The sequence below is a fragment of the Nesterenkonia aethiopica genome (assembly GCF_039534665.1).
Classification (GTDB): domain Bacteria; phylum Actinomycetota; class Actinomycetes; order Actinomycetales; family Micrococcaceae; genus Nesterenkonia; species Nesterenkonia aethiopica.
Map to the genome: position 1 here is coordinate 209,819 of NZ_BAAAVT010000004.1, position 14,461 is coordinate 224,279.

General features: G+C 69.8%; 10 protein-coding genes and 1 tRNA gene. 7 read left to right on the forward strand and 4 right to left on the reverse strand.

Annotation, left to right across the window (positions count from 1 at the left end; genetic code table 11):
- Window positions 1-37 precede the first annotated feature (37 nt).
- Both ABD658_RS04325 and ABD658_RS04330 read left to right on the forward strand, forming a co-directional pair.
- Window positions 38-952 carry a helix-hairpin-helix domain-containing protein gene (locus ABD658_RS04325; RefSeq protein WP_344685621.1) on the forward strand — a complete coding sequence of 305 codons (915 nt, stop codon included), beginning with the start codon at window positions 38-40 and terminating at the stop codon, window positions 950-952.
- Window positions 949-3,663, forward strand: coding sequence for a ComEC/Rec2 family competence protein (locus ABD658_RS04330; protein ID WP_344685623.1), 2,715 nt, complete (start codon window positions 949-951; stop codon window positions 3,661-3,663). The genes ABD658_RS04325 and ABD658_RS04330 overlap by 4 nt, the downstream gene beginning before the upstream one ends.
- A gap of 188 nt (window positions 3,664-3,851) precedes the next feature.
- Here the strand turns inward: ABD658_RS04330 and ABD658_RS04335 are convergent, their stop codons facing one another.
- From ABD658_RS04335 to orn, 4 genes are all read right to left on the reverse strand, one after another.
- Window positions 3,852-4,661 (reverse strand): transglycosylase family protein, encoded by an 810-nt coding sequence (locus tag ABD658_RS04335; RefSeq protein WP_344685625.1) that lies wholly within the window; start codon window positions 4,659-4,661, stop codon window positions 3,852-3,854.
- Between the two features lie 392 nt (window positions 4,662-5,053).
- Window positions 5,054-6,373 carry an FAD-binding protein gene (locus ABD658_RS04340; RefSeq protein WP_344685627.1) on the reverse strand — a complete coding sequence of 440 codons (1,320 nt, stop codon included), beginning with the start codon at window positions 6,371-6,373 and terminating at the stop codon, window positions 5,054-5,056.
- 335 nt (window positions 6,374-6,708) lie between these two features.
- Window positions 6,709-6,784: transfer RNA gene (locus ABD658_RS04345), tRNA-His, on the reverse strand.
- A 168-nt stretch (window positions 6,785-6,952) separates the two neighbouring features.
- The gene (gene orn, locus ABD658_RS04350; protein ID WP_344685629.1) at window positions 6,953-7,483 is read right to left on the reverse strand and encodes an oligoribonuclease; all 531 of its coding nucleotides are present in this window, start codon (window positions 7,481-7,483) and stop codon (window positions 6,953-6,955) included.
- 182 nt (window positions 7,484-7,665) lie between these two features.
- On the opposite strand from orn, the gene mptB (ABD658_RS04355) reads away from it, so the two are divergent.
- The 5 genes from mptB (ABD658_RS04355) to ABD658_RS04375 all read left to right on the forward strand — a co-directional run bounded on the left by mptB (ABD658_RS04355) (window position 7,666) and on the right by ABD658_RS04375 (window position 14,367).
- Entirely contained in the window at window positions 7,666-9,294 is a 1,629-nt protein-coding gene (mptB, locus tag ABD658_RS04355) for a polyprenol phosphomannose-dependent alpha 1,6 mannosyltransferase MptB (RefSeq protein WP_344685631.1), read from the forward strand.
- Window positions 9,287-10,975 (forward strand): polyprenol phosphomannose-dependent alpha 1,6 mannosyltransferase MptB, encoded by a 1,689-nt coding sequence (gene mptB, locus ABD658_RS04360; RefSeq protein ID WP_344685633.1) that lies wholly within the window; start codon window positions 9,287-9,289, stop codon window positions 10,973-10,975. Before mptB (ABD658_RS04355) ends, mptB (ABD658_RS04360) begins: the two co-directional genes overlap by 8 nt.
- Window positions 10,972-12,336 carry a glycosyltransferase family 87 protein gene (locus tag ABD658_RS04365; protein ID WP_344685635.1) on the forward strand — a complete coding sequence of 455 codons (1,365 nt, stop codon included), beginning with the start codon at window positions 10,972-10,974 and terminating at the stop codon, window positions 12,334-12,336. The genes mptB (ABD658_RS04360) and ABD658_RS04365 overlap by 4 nt, the downstream gene beginning before the upstream one ends.
- An 85-nt stretch (window positions 12,337-12,421) precedes the next feature.
- Window positions 12,422-13,312 (forward strand): SOS response-associated peptidase, encoded by an 891-nt coding sequence (locus ABD658_RS04370; protein WP_344685638.1) that lies wholly within the window; start codon window positions 12,422-12,424, stop codon window positions 13,310-13,312.
- Between the two features lie 74 nt (window positions 13,313-13,386).
- Window positions 13,387-14,367: an AEC family transporter gene (locus ABD658_RS04375; protein WP_344685666.1), complete on the forward strand. Its 981-nt coding sequence runs from the start codon at window positions 13,387-13,389 to the stop codon at window positions 14,365-14,367.
- Window positions 14,368-14,461: the final 94 nt, after the last annotated feature.

Below are 14,461 nucleotides of genomic sequence, written 5' to 3' on the forward strand. Positions count from 1 at the left end.
GCTGAACGGTGCATCGCCGTGGTCCTAGCCTGACGGCATGGAGGATCATGGGCTCTGGGACGAGGCGCCGGTGCTCTCTCGCCGGGAGCGCCTCAGGCAGGAACGAGAGGCCGCTCTGCGACGTCCTGCACGCACCCGGTTGCGCATCACGGCGGCGGTCGCACTGGTGGTGGCGCTGCTCGCCTGGCTGCTCGTCTCGTGGCTGATCAGCAGCCCGTCCTCGTCCGAGCCGCTGCCGGAGGCGCCGGCGCTCGACAGCGCACAGGAGGGTGCCCAGGAAGGTGCCCAGGAGACGGCGCGGCGGGAGGCGCGTCCGCGGGAGACGCCGCCCGGTGCGGAGGGCGGCCCCGCCCCTGGTCAGGGCACGCGGCCGGATGAGGCGCCCGAGCAGCGCTCGGATGAGACGGGTGACGACGGGGCTGACCCCGACGGGGCTGACCACGGCGGGGGGCAGCTGGTGGTCCACGTCGTCGGCGCAGTCCAGGAGCCGGGCGTCGTCGAGCTTGACCCGGGGGCGCGGGTCCATGACGCGGTGGAGCAGGCCGGCGGGGCCGAGGAGGACGCGGCGCTGGAGGTCGTGAACCTGGCCGCGCCCCTCGTGGACGGCTCGCTGATCCATGTCCCGACCCACGCTGACGTCGACGCCGCCGAGCGGGGGGCGTCGTGGGTCCAGGACGGCCACGGCGGCGACGCGGGGAACGAATCTGAGTCCCTTGGGCCGCACGACGCCGGTCACCACGATGGTGGTGCGCCCGGGACACCGGTGGTGGACCTCAACACGGCCGAGGCCGCAGAGCTCGAACAGCTTCCGGGGATCGGACCGGCGCTTGCCGAAAGGATCTTGGAGCACCGGGCCCGGCACGGTCCCTTCGGCTCGCTCGAGGAGCTGGCCGCGGTCCGCGGGATCGGACCGGCGATCCTGGAGGATGTGGCCGATCAGGTGACCTGGTGATCGCGGCTCACCGACGGGACGACGACCCCGCGGGCCGGGCGACCGACCCTCCGGGGAACGCCGCCGGCCCTGTGCGCCCGGTGGACCTTCGGCTGCTGCCCGCTGCCGCGACGGCTTGGGCGGTGGCCTGGGCCGCAGTACACAGCAGCTCTGCGATCTCGGCAGCCCTGGGAGCTCTGCTGGGGATCTCCGGTCTGGCGCTGCTCGGGGTCCTGGTGCTGCTGCGCCACCTCATGCCACGGGGACGACGGTCATCAGCCCCGGCGGTGCAGGTGGCGGTGTGCTGCGTCGCAGGTGCCGCCGTCGCACTGAGCTGTTCCGGCGCTCAGCGGCAGATCGACCTGAGCGGATGGCCCATGACCGTCAGCGAGGACATTCCTGTCCAGGTGCAGCTCGAGCCGACAGGGCCCGCGCGGGAGACCGTCCGCCCCGGTCCTGACGGCACGGTTCGAGTCATCGTGCCGGTGACCGTGCGGGCCTACGCGCAGCGGCCCCGTGGTCCGAGCTCAGCCTCCCCACCCGACTCAGCCTCTCCATCAGGCTCTGGCGCGGCTCGCTCGGGCGACGAGGAGCCGACGTGGCGCCAGGTGGACGCCGCGGCCGTCGTGCTGCTCACTGAAGCGGAGGCCGCTGGGCTCAACCGGGATCATGCCGATCGTGCCGTCCGGTTCGAAGGAATGGTGCGGTCGACCCCTCCGGACTCGGGAGACAGGAGCACAGCATTGCTGACCCCATTCGGGGAGGGGGCTCTGGTGCCGGTTGCGGATGCGCCAGCACAGGTCGGAGGGATCGCGGCCCGGGCGGCCGAGACCTGGGAGGGATGGCGGAGCGACGTTCGCCGCGGGACCATCGAGCTGTCCTCGCAGACGGTGGGCGACGGTCCTGAGCTGCTGCCCGGACTCATCCTCGGTGACAGGAGTGTTCAGTCTCGCGAACTGTCGGAAGCCATGCAGGTGGCAGGGATGACGCATCTGACAGTCGTGAGCGGGACCCACTGCGCACTGGTCATGGGGGCACTGCTGGCGCTGCTGCGTCTGTTGCGGGTGCCGCGGGGTCCAGGGCTCGTGCTCGCCCTGGCGGGTCTGATGCTCTACGTCGGCTTGGTCGATCAGGCTCCGAGCGTGGTGCGGGCCGCCGTGATGGGCGCGCTCGGGGCACTGTCCCTGTTCGCGGGACGTCGGAGGGTCTCGTTCTCGCTGCTCTGCGTCTGCGTGCTGGGCATGCTCATCTGGGACCCCTGGTACGCAGTGGATGCTGCCATGCAGCTGTCAGCGGCGGCGACCGCCGGGATCGTGCTGACCGGGGCTCGCATCCAGGAGGCCTTCGCCCGGGTGCTGCCCGGGGTGGTCGCCGGGCCGCTGGCGCTGGCTGTGTCCGCTCAGCTGTTCGTCACGCCGCTGCTGCTGCCGCTGGCCGGCGGGGTGACCACCTATACAGTCCTCGCCAACGTGCTCGCGGCCCCGCTGCTGCCGCTGGCGACCGTGCCCGGGCTGCTGGGCGCGCTGCTGGCCCCGGCGCTGCCGTCGGTCGCCGGTGGCCTGCTGGGCCTGTGCGCCCTTGCGGCGGCTGCCATCGGGTGGATCGGCCGGACGGCGGCGGGCCTGCCGCGCGCCCTGGCTGCGTGGCCGGAGGGACTCACCGGGACGGTCCTGGTATGTCTGTACGTGGTGACGGTGCTCCTGCTGGCCCGGCGGCTCATGGCAGGAGGGCGCGAGGCGGGCGGTGCCGGCGGTGCCGGCAGTGCGCAGGACGGAGGGCGCGTCGGAGATGCCTCCCGGGGAGGGGTGGCAGCATTGCGACGCACAGGAGCCCTTGTGTGGCTGTCTGCCGCCCTGCTGGGATCCTTGGCCGCCATGGTGCTCCCGGCGCCCCTGGAAGGCCTCACCGCCCCTCCTGAGGACTGGACGGCGGCGATGTGCGATGTCGGGCAGGGCGACATGCTCGTGGTGCGCACCGGGCCGACTGCCGCCGCCGTCGTGGATGCGGGGGAGGACCCGGAGGCCGCCGACAGATGCCTGAGCAGTCTCGGTGTGGGCACCGTGGACATGCTGTTCGTCACCCATGAGCATCGAGATCACTACGGAGGGGTCCCCGGAGTGGTGAGAGGACGGGACGTCGGGGAGGTCCTCCACGGCGGCACGGCCGACTGGGCCCCTCATCACGAGTCTGAGCTTGCCGAGGCGCTCGGTGAGGTGCCCGTGCGGCGGGCCGAGCAGGGCGTCGTCGGACACAGCGGGGGAGCGGACGATGTCGCAGAGGTGCAGTGGCAGGTGTGGTTGGCCCATCAGCACCATCCGGAGCCGAACGACAACTCGCTCGTCGTGCTGTTCGAGCTGCAGGACCCCCACGCGGAGCCTCAGGCGCCGGGCGGTTCGCAGGATCCGCTGCGCCTGCTGGCGACCGGGGACCTCGAGGAGGAAGCCGCACGGCTGGCGGTGCTCACCGGAGCGATGCCGGAGCATGTGGACGTCATCAAGGTTGCGCATCATGGAGCCGCCAACGGCGGCACCGAGACCATCGAGCACACCAGTCCCCGTGTCGCCCTGATCGGCGTGGGACAGGACAACACCTACGGGCATCCGGCTCCGTCGATCCTGCAGGCTCTCCGGACTGAGGGTGCCGCCGTGTATCGGACGGATCTGCACGGCGGTGTGGTGCTGACCCTGCGTGGGGGAGCCCTGCATGCTGACGCGTTGGCGGCGCGCTGGTGATGCTCATGCCGAGCCATGGAGCCCTGCCCTGAGCTGTGCTGCCCTGACCGCTCTCGACTGAGCCATTCGTCCCCGACACACACTGAAGGCGGCTCACCACAGGCCCGGAGCCTACGGGGAGCCGCCTTCAGCTGCGGCAGCGGCGGATCAGCGGGATGAACCGCTGTCCTGGGGGATCAGAGAGCTGATCAGAAGACCGGGAGCTTGAGCTCCTGGCCGACGAAGATCAGGTTCGGGTCGTCGATGCCGTCGACGTTGGCGCCCCACAGGTCCTGCCAGTCGTCGATGCCCAGGGCGTCGGCGATGGAGGACAGCGAGTCGCCCGCCTCGATCGTGTAGGTCTCGTCGGAGACCTCAACCGCGGTGTTCGGCTGGGCAGACGGGGAGGACGGGGCCGGAGCCTCCTCCTGCACCGGAGCCTCCTCCTGAGCCGGAGCCTCTTCCTGCTGCGGGGCCTCCTGCTGAGTCTCCTGAGCCGGGGCCTCCTCCTGCTGCGGGGCCTCCTGCTGAGTCTCCTGAGCCGGGGCCTCCTCCTGCTGCGGGGCCTCCTGCTGAGTCTCCTCAGCCGGGGCCTCCTCCTGCTGCGGGGCCTCCTGCTGGGTCTCCTCGGCCGGGGCCTCGTCGCTGCCCGCGTCGGAGGAGGTGGAGGTGCCCGGGTTGCCGGAGATGCCGAGGCTGGCGGTGCAGGCGGGCCACGCGCCCCAGCCCTGGATGGCCTGGAGCTTCTCGGCCCGGTGGATCTGCTCCTGCTTGGAGGCCTGGTGCGGGTAGCCGGAGCCGCCCACTGCCTGCCAGGACTGCAGGGAGAACTGCAGGCCGCCGTAGTAGCCGTTACCGGTGTTGATGGACCAGTTGCCGCCGGACTCGCACTGGGCCAGCTGGTCCCAGACGCCCGAGGCGTTGGCGGCGGGGGCCGCCGCAGCGACGCCGACGCCGGCGAGGGTGGCAGCAGCCAGGCCGCCGCCCACGATCTTCTTGAAAGTCTTGGTGGTCTGCATAAGGCAGTAGCTCCGAAGTCCCCGACACTCGGACCCTCCCGGGCCGTCGTCATGTCACCGTCCAGCTTCTTTCACGTCGAATCGCGATCACGTACACAGGGCCGACTGAACGGACGGTGACGGGGAGTCTGTCGGCCCCTGCGCTTCCGTGACGCCGACGTCGCCGATCCGGTACGTCCAGATCACGTCAACATCACGGAAGATGTCCGCCACCCAGTAAAAGGTCTCAGAACGATTGCGTCAACCCGGCCGACACGCAGTGAAACGAGGACGATCCGCGCCATGACGCGGATCCGGGCTCGTTATCGTCTCGTGATCTGACTTGCTGTGAAAAACATGTGAGTGGTGTCGGCGGCTGTCCTCCGGTGCAGCCAGGCATTCATCGGCCCAGGTCAGAGGCCTACCGAAGCGAGAAAGTCGTTTCTGAGCCGCCCGTCCGGGTCGAAGTGTCGGCGTAGCCGCGCGAAGTCGTCCCACCGGGGGAAACGGGCTCGCAGGGCGGTGGCGTCCAGAGTGAACAGCTTGCCCCAGTGCGGCCGGGCAGAGGCCGGCAACGCTTCCTCCAGGGCTGGCAGCAGAGCTGTCACAGCTTCCTGGTCGGGGTGCCAGGTGAAATGGAACCCCACGGTGTCCCCGGCGAAAGCGGGGCTCAGCCACAGGTCGTCGCCGCACATCGTGCGTATCTCATTGGCCTGCAGAAGCGGTCGGATGCGGTCGGCGAGTCCGCGGACCGCCTCGAAGGCCTCGACGGCGTCCTGGCGGGGCACCAGGTACTCGCTCTGCAGCTCGGCACCTGCTGACGGTGTGAACTCGAGCTGAAAGTGGGGGAGGCGGTCGTACCACGGCCCGGGCAGTCCGCCCTGTTTCGAGCAGGACGCCGCCGAGACTCCCGGCAGCGGATGGCGCTTCCCGTCGGCGACGCGGGCGTCGAGCTGCTCGACGAGTGCATCGGTCTCTGCCTGGTCCACCTGGGCAGGGACGGGAGCCTTGACCCACATCTGGTCCGCGACGTCGGTGCGGCTCCACGTGGTGAAGATGCTCACGCTGCGCCCGAGGCCGGTGACGGCGTCCAGGTTCTCCATCACTGCGTCCCACCGGGGTGCTTCGAATACGGTCTGGGCCACCTCGTAGGTCGGCTCGACATCCAGCTCCACGGTGATGACCGCACCGAGTGCGCCCAGATTCACCACGGCGCCGTCGAAGTCCGGCTCACCGCGGCGCAGTGTATGGACGGACCCGTCCGGGGCCATGATCTCCAGAGATCGCACGGCGGAGGACAGAGTGCCCACCCGGTCGCCGGACCCGTGGGTGCCGGTGGCCACGGCGCCGGCCACGGAGATGTGGGGCAGGGATGCCAGGTTGTTCAGCCCGAAGCCCTGCTGATGCAGGGCGGGGGCGAGGTCCCCGTAGCGCATCCCACCGGCGACGGTGACGGAGTCCTCGTGGACCTCGAGCACGGCGGGCATCTGGTCGAGGCAGATGAGGGTCCCGGTGGTGTCGGCGATGGTGTTGAAGCTGTGGCGCGAGCCCAGCAGGCGCTTGCGTCCAGGCCGGGCCATCGCCTCATGGAGCTCGTCGACAGATCGCGGATGCGCCACCCCAGACGCTTGGTACGTCAGGTTTCCGGCCCAATTGTGCTCCGCCGACGCGTTCTGTGCGGGGCTGGGACCGTCCAGGTCGTAGCCCGCTGCAGCCTCTCGCCCTGCGCTCATGTGCTGTGCCCTCCCGCTGTGCTCTCTGGCGTGGTCGTCCTGCCGTCGGCGGCGTGGTCCCGCACTGCCTCGACAGGCGAGGCAGACCCCACGGGTCCCGGGTCCATGGTCCACGTGTGGCGTGGGAGTCGGCACGGCGCAGGCGCGACATGTACAACGATGAAATCTACAGGATGTCCGGTGAGGATGCCCTGGAGCGACCGGCGACCGGCGACCGGCGACTGGAGTCCGGTGAACGCGGGGCGGTCCTACAGGAAAGAAGGTCCCGAAACGACGACGAGGTGTGAACTGCGGAGGAATGACTTCTTCCTTCGCAGTTCACACCTCGTGTGACATGGGGTGAGCGACGGGGCTTGAACCCGCGACCCTCGCGACCACAACGCGATGCTCTACCAGCTGAGCTACGCCCACCATGTTCCGGGCCCGGCCTGGCGGCCCTTCTCGGATCTCTGCTCGACCGATCCGGGCCTCCGGAGCGCTCGAGCAGCGCGAACCAGTCTACACACATTTCGGAGTGAATGAGACATCGACCCCGGTCGCGGGCCGGTGTGATGTTCGCCTCATCGGCTGCGAGGACTCTCAGAGCGCCCGGAAGACGGTGCGTCGGTAGTGCTTCAGCTCCTCGATGGAGTCCCGGATGTCACCCAGGGCCCGGTGGTTGCCGGTCTTCGCCGGGGCCCCGGCGCGAGCCTCCGGATACCAGCGGGCGGCCAGCTCCTTGATCGTGGAGACGTCGATGATCCGGTAGTGCAGGTGCTCGGTGAGCTTCGGCATCCCCAGGCGCAGGAACGCCTTGTCCGCGTGGACGGAGTTGCCGGCCAGGGGGGCGGCTCCGGCCTCGGGGACCCAGGCCGTGACGTAGTCGAGCACGCGTCGTTCCGCCTCAGCGAGGCTGACCCCGCCCTCCAGCTCCTCCAGGAGGCCGGAATCGGCGTGCATGCGACGTACCACCGGGGCCATGCGATCCAGCGAGCCCTCCGGGGGACGGATGACGACGTCGACGCCGTCGCCGAGGATGTTCAGCTCGCTGTCGGTGACCAGCGCGGCCACCTCCACCAACACGTGCGTGTCGGGGTCAAGGCCCGTCATCTCGCAGTCGATCCACACCATGCGTCCGGACCAGTCTCCGGCAGCGCTCCCGCCCGCGGGCGAGGCCTTTTTCTCAGCAGCCGTCTCGGTCCTGGTGCCGGTCCTGGTGTCAGTCCTGTTGTCAGTCACAGCTCAACCCTATCCCCGCCGCCCCCGTCGGACGGCGCCTCAGCGGCCGCAGCGGCGGTGATATCTTCGTGAGGATGACCGACGTGGCCGGCGCCGACGACTCTGCCTCTGCCCAGCGCAGACCTGGTGGAGCCCTCGGCGACACCGCAGTCCGCGTCGGACGCCGTCTCGCGGCGATGGGACGCACCGGCCACCGCCCGGCAGGCCCTCGCGGACCGCTCATCGAAGGGTTCCTCGGCTCGCTGCTGGTCCTCGCCGGCTCCCTCGGCGTCGGCTGGCTGGTCAGCATCTCGCCGATCGCCCGTCATCCCTGGATCATTCCGCTGCGCACCGAGCCCGCCGGGGTCATCGTCTGCACCCTTGCCCTGACCCTGGGATGCTGGGTGATGTTCCGCGCCTGGCTGCGCCTGGGACGGGCACTGGGAGACTTCGGACCCTCCAGCCTGCGCACCGTCAACCTGGCGGTCCTGCTGTGGACGCTGCCGCAGATCATCACCTTGCCGATCTTCTCCCGGGACGTCTTCGCGTATCTGGGCCAAGGGCGCCTGGTCCTGGCAGGCGAGGATCCCTATACGACCGGGGTCTCCTCCCTGGACAACTGGTTCCACCTGGGCACAGACATCCTCTGGGCCGAGTCCGAGACGCCGTACGGCCCCCTGTTCCTCTGGATCGAGGCGGCGGTCATGCGGGTGGCCGGCGAGAGTCCGGACCTCGCGATCCTGCTGTTCCGGCTGGCCTGTGTGGCCGGCGTCGTGCTGATCATGGTCTACGTGCCGAAGCTGGCGGCGCTGCACGGGGTCGACGGGGCCCGCGCCCAGTGGATCACCGTGGCCAACCCGCTGCTGATCATCAGCTTCGTCTCCTCGGCCCACAACGACGCGCTCATGGTCGGATTCGCACTGGCCGGGGTCTACGCCGCCGCGCGTGGACAGGGGGTGCTGGCCACGGTGCTGGTGGTCGTCTCCATCGGCATGAAGCCCATCTCCATGGTGCTGCTGCCGTTCATCGGGCTGCTCTGGGCCGGGCCCGCCGCCGGGTGGGGACGGCGATTCCTGTACTGGGCCTGGACCGCCGGCATCGCGGCCATAGTGCTGCTCGCCGTGGGCGTCGTCCAGGGATACGGCTTCGGCTGGCTCGCCGTGATGGCCGGCACCGGAACAGGCAGCGTCTTCTGGTCGCCGCTGGGGATCGCTGACGGGATGCTCTCCACCGTGCTGGGATCGTTGGGCATCCCCACCTACTGGACGCTGGACACCTTGAAGCTCATCGGGCGGCTGCTGTCCGTGGTGATCGTGCTTCTCCTCATGTTCCGAGGCGACCCGCGACACGTCGTCCAGCGGATGACCTGGGCCTTCACCGCGCTGGTGGTGCTCTCGCCCATCATCCAGCCCTGGTACCTTCTCTGGCTGCTTCCGCTGTTCGCGGTCACCGGCATCCGCAAGGACTGGCAGTTCAAATGGGTCGTGTTCACGGTCGCGTTCTTCCTGGCGTTCGGTGCCTCGGACCAGCTGTCCATCTGGCAGTTCCTGGAGATGGACCAGCAGATGGTGGCCCTGTCCCTGGCCGTGTCCTGGGCGTGCATGCTGTGGATGGGGATCCTCGACCGGGGGACGCGCTGGGTGGTCTACGAAGGCTGGAACCTGCCGCCGCTGAGACTCCAGCGTCCACGGTGGGGGACCGGCCGGAGGGCGGATCGTGCGTGACACCCTGATCTCGCGGGCCGCCTGGCGCGCCCGTGAGGTGCTCGGCGAGTTCCCCGGCACAGCCTGGCTGATCGGCGGCGAGGAGGCCGCCGCCTCGCACACGCTGCGTCAGGGGCTGCTCGCCTCGCTGATGATCATGGTGGGCTCCTGGGGCGTGGGCTGGCTGGCCATGACACCGTCATCGGTCCTGGCGGTCCATCCTGTGCTGCTGCCGCTGCGCACCACCACCGCCGGTGTCATCATCTGTGCGGTGCTGCTGAGTCTGGGGGCCATGCTGCTGGTACGGTCCTGGCTGCGTCTGTCCCAGCGCGTGGGCGGCTGGCATGACGGCGCGACGCCGACCATCCGCCGCGCGGTGCTGCTCTGGGGGGCGCCGCTGCTGTTCACCGTGCCCATCTTCTCCCGGGACGTCTACTCCTACCTGGCCCAGGGTCGGGTCCTGCACGCCGGTCTGAACCCGTACGAGTCGGGGGTCTCCGAGCTGCCAGGCTGGTTCATGGAGGGAGCCGACGGCCTGTGGGCCCAGTCGCCCTCACCCTATGGGCCGCTCTTCCTGCTGCTGGCCCAGCTCATCTGGTTCCTCTCCGGCGGCGTCCCGGAGATCTCGGTGGCGCTGTTCCGCCTGCTCAGCGTGCTGGGCATCGGGCTGATGCTGGTCGCGATCCCGCGGCTGGCCCGCGCCTTCGGTTCGCAGCCTGCCTGGGCGCTGTGGCTGTGCGTGCTGAACCCGCTGAGCCTGTTGGTGTTCCTGCCGGCAGCGCACAACGATGCGCTGATGATCGGGCTGATGCTGCTGGGCATGTGCTGCGCGCTGCGCCGCCGGCGCCTCTATGCCGTGCTGCTGCTCACCGCGGCGGTGGCCGTGAAGCCTATCGCCATGACGGTGCTGCCCTTCGCGGTCCTGCTGAGTCTGCGTGGCCCCACTCGGATCACCGGCCAGTACAGTGCCAGGATCCGCGAATGGGTGTTCGCAGGCGCCCTCGCCGCCGGGCTGCTCGTCGGAGCGGGGCTCATGCTCGGCGTGGGGCTGGGCTGGATCACCGCCGCCCTGGGCGCCGGGTCAGCGATCGCTCCGGTGGCGCCGGTGGGGCTGCTCGGCACCGGGCTCGGTCTGGCGGCCGCCGTCGTCTGGGGCCAGGACGCGGACCAGACGGCGACGTGGATCTTCGCCGGGGCGCGGCTGATCTCCGCGGCGCTGCTGGCGTGGATGCTGCTGCGGCCGCGGGTGGGCAATCCGGTGCTGTGGGCCGGCGTCGGGCTGACCGTGGTGGTGCTCAGCTCCACTGTCATCCAGCCGTGGTACGTGCTGTGGATCCTGCCGCTGTTCGCCGTGGTGCACGTCCATCGCGGACGGTCCCTGGTGCTGGTGAGCCTGCTGCTGACCGTGATGGTGCTGCTCTCTCTGGTCGGGCAGCTCTCGGTGGCCCAATGGATCGACACCGCGGTGGTCCAGGGGATCGCCGCCGGCGTCGCGGTGGTGTATCTGGTGTACCTGCTGATCTTCGACCCGAACACCGCCGAGCTGTTCGACATGCGGCGACCCTCACAGGCCTGGAATGCCGTCGCCGGGTGGGTGGGCCTGCAAGAATTGAGCCGATCTGCGGCCATGGCCCCCGCGGCCGATGCTGTGCAGGGGTCCGCCGACCCCCAGACACCCGACCGACACGAAGGACTACGGTGACCCCTGCTGCCGAGACCCGTTCCACGCCACGCTCCTCCCGGATCCTGTGGCTGCTGCTCGGTGCGACCGTCCTGGGTGCGGTGCTCTCGGTGCTGGCGGTGCAGTGGTGTCGGGTCAACGGGTGGATCGACCCGGGGCAGCACGTGCACATGTGCTATTCGGACTTCTCCCTGCTCTTCACCGAACGAGGTCTGGCCGACGGACGTTTCCCGTTCGTGGACGAGGTGCCGGCCGAGCAGGTGATGGAGTATCCGGTGCTCATCGGTGTGGTGGCCGGGCTGGTCTCGATGCTCGTGCCGGGCGCCGGTGAGGGCCACGAACGGGTGCTGGCCTTCTACGACCTCAACCATGCCCTGGTGGTGCTCTGCTGGCTGGGCACTGTGCTGGCCACCGCGTTCTCCGCGGGGCGCCGCCGGTCCGATGCTCTGCTGGTGGCCCTGGCGCCGGGGATCATCCTCACGCTGTCGGTCAACTGGGACATGTGGGCGGTGTTCTTGGGGGCGCTGGCGCTGCTGCTGTGGGGCCGCGGCCGCCCCGTCTGGGCGGGGGTGCTGATCGGGCTGGGAGCGGCCATGAAGCTGTATCCGCTGTTCTTCTTCGGCGCCGTCCTGGTGCTGTGCCTGCGGGCGGGCCGGCTGCGCTCGGCGGCGGCCACCCTGGTGGCGGCCGTGGTGACCTGGGCGGCGGTGAACCTCCCGTTCATGGTGACCTCCTTCGACCAGTGGGCCACGTTCTACCGGTTCTCCTCCGAGCGGGAGGTCAGCTTCTCCTCGATGTGGCTGGCCTTCGGCTGGCTCGGACTCGACGGCCAGGGGTTCTCGCTGCTGTCCAACGGATTGTTTCTGCTGTGCTGTCTCGGAGTGGCCTACCTGGCCTGGGCGGCGCCGACGCGCCCTCGGATGGCGCAGCTGTGCTTCCTCATCGTGGCGAGCTTCATCCTGCTGGGCAAGGTCTACTCCCCGCAGTTCGTGATGTGGCTGATCCCGCTGGTGGTGCTGGCCCGGCCGCGGGTGCGGGGGTTCGTGGTCTGGCAGGCCGCCGAGGTCTTCCATTGGGCCGCCGTCTGGCTGATGAGCGCGAAGATCACTTCGGGTGGGGAGATCGGCGCGGGACATCACCTCATCGAGGCCGTCTATGGGTTAGGGATCGTGCTGCATATGGCCGCGGTCATCTACCTGATGGTGCAGGTGGTCCGCGAGATCCTGCATCCCGAGCTCGACGTGGTGCGCTCTGACACAACCAGCACACCCGCCTCTCCCGGCACGGCCTATGACCCGTTGGCCGGGGTGCTCGCCGATCGTCCCGACGTCGTCGCCCTGCCCGGGCTGGGTCTCCGGACGGCGCTGCGCGTGCGCTGGTGACCTCGGGCGCGCAGCTCCGGTGGGGTTCTGTCGCTGCGGTGGAACGCGTAGGCTCCTGCCGACAGGCCGACGCTGAGGGGGACCTATGTGTGGACGGTATGTGATGGCGTTGCGGGCCGGAGAGCTCGTCGACGCGCTGGAGAGCTGCGGCATGGACGAGGTGTCGCTGGGTCGGGAGCTTCCCGGCGACGACGCGCAGCCGTGGCGGCTGTCCTGGAACGTCGCCCCGACCTCGACGGTGCCGATCCTGGTGGAGCGCTACGAGGAGGGCGAAGGTCGGCGCCGTGAGGTCCACGCCGCCCGATGGGGGCTGCTGCCCCGCTGGGCCGAGAGCGCGGCGTTCAGCTCGAAGACCTTCAACGCCCGCTCGGAGACGGTGGTATCCAAACCCAGCTTTCGCTCTGCGGTGCGCAGGAGACGCTGCGCGGTGCCTGTCCAGGGGTACTACGAATGGCAGGTGACCCAGGATGAGGGCGCCTCGAAGCCGGTGCGCACGCCCTTCTTCATCCAGGACGCGCAGGCGCCGCTGATTCTCTTCGCCGGCCTCTACGAATGGTGGAAGGACCCGCAGCGGGAGGCCGAGGGACAGGACGCTTGGGTGCTCTCGGTGACGATCCTCACCGGCCCATCGCCGCAGCCGGCGGAGGGAGGCGATGACGGCGCGACGGGCTCCGTAGAGGACGACGGCGCGGCGGTCGCCGCTGACGACGAGGGGGCGGCCCAGGGTGAGGCGGTGCTCACCGAGCTGGCGGGACTCCATGACCGCCTCCCGCTGGCGATGTCCCCGCAGTCCGCCGCCGAGTGGATCACCCCCGGCGAGCGGTCGAAGCAGGAGATGGAGATTGCCGTCGGGGCGCTGCGCACTGATGCGGTCCAGGTGGCCCGCGGCTGGAGGATCCACGAGGTGGATCGGGCGGTCGGCGACGTCCGCCATGACTCCCCGGAGCTCATCAGGCCGGTCGGCACGATGTTCTGACCCAGCCGCCGAGCTGAGGTGCGGGCATGGCCGTCGTCGAGGTCCTGATGACCTAGGATCTGAGGGTGCTCTCCATGCTGATGACGATCGCCCCGATGTTCGTCGTGCTCGTCGTCGGCTTCCTGGCCGGATTCGCCGCCCGCTTCCGGCAGGCCCAGGGCGCCCTGAACGCCTTCGTGTTCTACTTCGGTCTGCCGGCGTTCGTCTTCTCTGCCGTGGTGGACGCCCCGCTGGGGCACGGGTTCCCGGTCGGAGCGGTGATCAGCGCCGCCGTGGTGACGCTGGCGCTGTCTGCCGCGACCTACGGGGTTGCGCTGTTGCTGGGGCCGCGGGCCCGCGAGGGGGCGGCCCCGACGTCCCTGGCGGCGACCTTCGGCAATGTGGGCTACTTCGGAATTCCGATCACCTTGAGCGCCGTGGGTCCGGAGGCCGCACTGGCCGCCGGCATCATCCACCTGGTGCACAACATGGTCTACATGACCGGCTATCCGGTGGTGCGCACCGTCGTCGGCACGGCGGCGGACGCTGGGGCCGGCGGTGCGTCCCGGGACTTCCCGTCCGTGTGGCGGCGCCGGCTGTGGCCGATCGTGAAGCGGGCCGTGCTGATCAACCCGGTGGCGCTGTCCATGGCGGCGGCGCTGCTGCTGGTGCTCACTCCGTTGGGGCTCCCCGGCGTGGTCACCGAGAGCGTGGACATGGTGGGGCAGACGGCGGTGCCGCTGGCCCTGTTCGCCGTGGGGCTGGCGATGCATCCGGCGGTGGAGGGCATCCGCAGCGGCGGGGTGCCGAAGCGCTCCATCCTGCTGGGCACCGTGGTGAAGATCCTGGCCCTGCCCCTGCTGACATGGCTGGCGGTGCTGCCGTTCCTGGACCACCTCGGACCGGTGTGGGCCATGACGCTGATCCTCATGGCGGCCATGCCGTCGTCCACCACGGTGTTCATCTTCTCCGAGCAATACGACGGGGACGGTCGGCTCGCCGCGGCGATCCTGGTGGCGACCACCGGTCTCAGCGTCGTGACGCTGCCTCTGATCGCTGAGTTCACGCTGATCTAGGGCGTGTTGCTAAAGGGTGGAGCGTCGGTCGTCGGCGAGTCTGTCCTTGTGGCACGCAGAGAGATATCTGACGAGACTTGGGCAGTGATCGGCC

What these genes read in the sequence shown, in the direction of transcription:
- ABD658_RS04325 (WP_344685621.1), top strand. Translation starts at nt 38, where the DNA reads ATGGAGGATCATGGGCTCTGGGACGAGGCGCCGGTGCTCTCTCGCCGG.
- ABD658_RS04340 (WP_344685627.1), bottom strand. Translation starts at nt 6,373, where the DNA reads ATGAGCGCAGGGCGAGAGGCTGCAGCGGGCTACGACCTGGACGGTCCC.
- mptB (WP_344685631.1), top strand. Translation starts at nt 7,666, where the DNA reads ATGACCGACGTGGCCGGCGCCGACGACTCTGCCTCTGCCCAGCGCAGA.
- orn (WP_344685629.1), bottom strand. Translation starts at nt 7,483, where the DNA reads ATGGTGTGGATCGACTGCGAGATGACGGGCCTTGACCCCGACACGCAC.
- ABD658_RS04375 (WP_344685666.1), top strand. Translation starts at nt 13,387, where the DNA reads ATGCTGATGACGATCGCCCCGATGTTCGTCGTGCTCGTCGTCGGCTTC.
- ABD658_RS04335 (WP_344685625.1), bottom strand. Translation starts at nt 4,661, where the DNA reads ATGCAGACCACCAAGACTTTCAAGAAGATCGTGGGCGGCGGCCTGGCT.
- ABD658_RS04370 (WP_344685638.1), top strand. Translation starts at nt 12,422, where the DNA reads ATGTGTGGACGGTATGTGATGGCGTTGCGGGCCGGAGAGCTCGTCGAC.